This is a genomic window from Aquimonas sp., assembly GCF_044377145.1.
Classification (GTDB): Bacteria; Pseudomonadota; Gammaproteobacteria; order Xanthomonadales; family Xanthomonadaceae; genus Aquimonas.
In genome coordinates this window covers 1-3437 of sequence record NZ_JBILJQ010000163.1, presented here as the reverse complement: position 1 = coordinate 3437, position 3437 = coordinate 1, and the positions used below count along the sequence as shown (strand labels likewise).

Below are 3437 nucleotides of genomic sequence, written 5' to 3'. Positions count from 1 at the left end.
ATGCTTGTGACGTTGAACGTTCTCTTCGAGGACGACGCCAATGAGCGAAACAAGCGTGAGGTTGAGCAGGCCTGGGCGACCCGCAACGCCGAAGGAAAGTTGGCTCGCTTCGTTTCAAAGTACGGAAGGACCAAGAAGAGCCTGGACATCGCAGTTGGTGCGATGGACAACGGCGACCGCCTGGTCAAGGCCTACATCGGCATGGCGCTGTTCTGCAAAAGCGAGGAAGACAGCGTTCGCGCCGTCGCAAATGCCAAGTCGTACTGGCGCGAGTTCCGTTGGCAGATGATGGAGGATCGCTACTTCGTTCTGCCGCTGTTCTGCCAGCTGTTGCCTTTCGCTGGCGACGCCGACATTCAACCCATTCTGGGGCGCTACAAGACCTTCCCCACCAGCTCCGTGGTCGCGCTTGCGCCGGTACTGGGTCCATGGCGTGGGACTTCCACACCTCTTGTGACACCCTTCTCTCGCGACGGTCAGGTCATGGCCGTCAGCCCCTTCGACAGCGAGACCAACTACAACTTCTGCGTCTCAGCGGAATCCGGCGCAGGCAAGTCCTTTCTCGTTAACGAACTCGTGTGCTCGATGCGCGCAACGGGCGGAGCCGTGCGCATCATCGACGTCGGAAGCTCCTATCGAAATCTGTGCGAGATGCTGGGTGGCCAGTACATCGATTTTGACCCCGCGCGCGATATTTGTCTCAACCCCTTCGACAGCCTCACGAACTTCGACGAGGAGATGGCGGAGATCAGTGTTCTGTTGGAGATCATGGCGGCGCCCAAGCAGGGCCTGACTGATTTCTCGCGCGCCGCGCTTGAGTCGATCTTGCGGATCGAGTACGCGGCCAATGGGCCCGACTCATCGATCGACGGTGTCCGCGACCGATGCAGCCGCTCCGAGGATCCACGCATTCGCGACCTTGCGGTACAGCTCGGAGCCTTCTGCAGCGGCGGTCAGTACGGGCGCTACTTCAACGGGCGCTCCACTCTTGACATGAGCAACCCCTTCATTGTGCTTGAGCTCGAGCGCCTCAAGCAGCAGAAGCACCTGCAGCGCATCGTGCTTCTCATGCTCATGCTCAAGATCAGCCAACAGATGTTTCGCGGAGATGTGGCACAGCAGAAATTGCTGGCCGTGGATGAGGCCTGGGATCTTCTAGGTGCCGACGAGACCCGCGACTTCATCGTGGCCTTCTACAGGCGCGTCCGCAAAGCGAACGGTGCGGTGTGCACGATCACGCAGTCGATCAGCGACTTCTACCGTAACGCTGGTGCTGAGGCGATCATCGAAAACTCGGCGAATCAATACTTGCTGAAGCAGTCCGGCGAGTCGCTGAACATGATCCAGAAGGCGAATCGGCTCGATCTTGGCGAGTTCGGTTACAAGCTGCTCCGGTCGGTCCACACGATCCAGGGTGAGTACTCCGAGATCCTGTTCCGCACCAACTATGGGTCCGGTATCGGGCGCTTGGTGGTGGCTCCGTACACCCAACTCGCTTATTCCACGCATCCCAATGATCGCGCGGCGATCAAGTCTTATCGTGACCGCGGCGTGCCGCTGCATGAAGCCATTCTGCGTGTGTTGGAGGATCGGTCAAGGCCCCGCCGGAGCGCGGCATGAGCAGTTCCGCCGGCGTCCTGCCCATCATTGGATGCACCGTGCTCGTCGCTACAGGTCTTGCGGTCGGCAAGCACTATGTCGATCGAGAACTCGCGAAGCGACCTCCCGTGGTGGTCATTGACGAGCTTGCGCTCGTGCGTTCGATCGGTGGGGCACGCGCGAATCCCACCGAGCTGGAAGCGCTGTATCGGCGCATCGATGTCTCATCGGTTGAGTTGTCGGAGGCGGGTTACCTCGTGCTCCGCCGCAACGCGCTCCACGCTACGCCTGCCAGCGCCGAGGTCCAACCGTGATCGTGCGGGGTTGGTCGGGACTCAATCCCTGGCAACGACGCTTTCTGGCCCTCGCGTGCATCTTCAGCGTAGGGCTCGGAGCGGCAGGTCACTACGTCTCATCGCACTACCGAATCGCCTTCGATCAACAATCCATTCGGTGCCTGCCGTGGTGGTCCTACCTGATTGTGCTCGGCGTCGAGCCTGAGCGTTACGACCTTGTCGCGTTCGAGTCTGGGGCAGCACAGCCGATGTTCCCAGCCGGCACCGTCCTGGTGAAGCGATTGGTTGGGGTACCGGGGGATCGCATCGAAGTCGAAGCCGGTGAGGTTCGGGTGAATGGGGCGGTCCTCGCCTACCTGTCTGATGAAGTACTTGCTCGGCTCGGGCGCCCATCCTTCGACTTCGATGCGCGTTTCGTGCTTCGTGAGGGTGAGTATTTTGTCCTGGGCGAAGCACCTATTAGCTATGACTCGCGCTATTGGGGTCCGGTGCACCGCGCGGATGTCATCGGGCGCGCGCGGGGTGTGCTGTGATTCGGCTGATCGGTGGTCTTGCTCTTTCCGTTCTGCTGGCCAGCGCATGGGCCGCTGAGGGCGACGTAATCGATGTGGGGCGGTCGGTGCGTGCCCTGGAGAACCCTGCTTCGGAGTTGAGCGGCGAGGACTTCAGGTTGATTGAACAGGCCCAAGAGCAGAGCACTGCTGCGCTACAGGATCCCGACCTGAAGAACATCGCTCGTAGTGGCCGCGCTGTGCTGGAGGGCGCGCTAAACGAGCAGTTTGCAATGAGTCGTGCGCCTGCACCTGCCCAGGACGGAGAGCCTCGCCCCTCGATCCTCGTGTTCGTGTCTGTGTCGATGGGTGAAGGTGCTTTGCATGACGTTCTTGAGGATCTCCGTACGGAGCGCGATGCGGTGGCTCTTATTCGTGGCGGGCGCGATGGAGAGACGCTTGGCGATGTCCTGCGCGCCCTTCGCGAGCTGATCGGCGAAGTCACAGAGGGCGGCGTCGCGCCTCGCCTCGCGCTCGATCCCAACCCGTTCCGGACCTTCCAGATTGAGGCAGTGCCAACGCTCGTCTGGGTCGATGCCACCGGCGCTGAGGTAGCACGTGCTCAGGGCATTGCGAACGTTACTTGGTTCAAGGAGCAGGTGGTCGGGAAGGGGCGTCGGGGCGACCTCGGCAGCTTCGGCTCGGCCGTCGAGGTCGTCGAACGTGACATGGCGGAGGTGATCTCTGAGCGTCTGGCGCAGATAGATCTGACGGAGCAGGCCGAGGCTGCACGTCAGCGGTTCTGGGACAACCTCGATTACCTGGACCTGCCTCGAGCACAGCGCCACAGTGTCCGTTTGCTCGACCCCACGTTCGAGGTTACCCAGACCGTGGCGACTCCGGATGGAATCGTCCTTGCGCGTGAGGGGGACCGAATCAATCCGCTTGAGCGCGTGCCGTTTCCCGATGTCGTGATGGTTTTCGACGCGACCCGCGATGACCACGTGGCGTTTATTCGAGAGCAGATTGCCGCACACCGTGATCGCCCAAT

General features: G+C 61.2%; 4 protein-coding genes. All 4 read left to right on the top strand.

Annotated elements, in window-relative coordinates:
• The coding region (locus ACIQ7H_RS22120) for an ATP-binding protein (RefSeq protein WP_395795645.1) at nt 1-1620 on the top strand (1620 nt) is incomplete at its 5' end.
• On the top strand, nt 1617-1913 hold the full coding sequence (locus ACIQ7H_RS22115; RefSeq protein ID WP_395795643.1) for a hypothetical protein: 297 nt from the start codon (nt 1617-1619) through the stop codon (nt 1911-1913). The genes ACIQ7H_RS22120 and ACIQ7H_RS22115, both read left to right, overlap by 4 nt.
• Nucleotides 1910-2428 carry a signal peptidase I gene (lepB, locus tag ACIQ7H_RS22110; protein ID WP_395795641.1) on the top strand — a complete coding sequence of 173 codons (519 nt, stop codon included), beginning with the start codon at nt 1910-1912 and terminating at the stop codon, nt 2426-2428. The genes ACIQ7H_RS22115 and lepB overlap by 4 nt, the downstream gene beginning before the upstream one ends.
• Nucleotides 2425-3437: TrbC family F-type conjugative pilus assembly protein (locus tag ACIQ7H_RS22105; protein ID WP_395795639.1), on the top strand; the 1013-nt coding region annotated here is incomplete at its 3' end. The genes lepB and ACIQ7H_RS22105, both read left to right, overlap by 4 nt.

Coding starts and splice junctions, on each gene's coding strand:
- ACIQ7H_RS22115 (WP_395795643.1), top strand. CDS start 1,617: ATGAGCAGTTCCGCCGGCGTCCTGCCCATCATTGGATGCACCGTGCTC.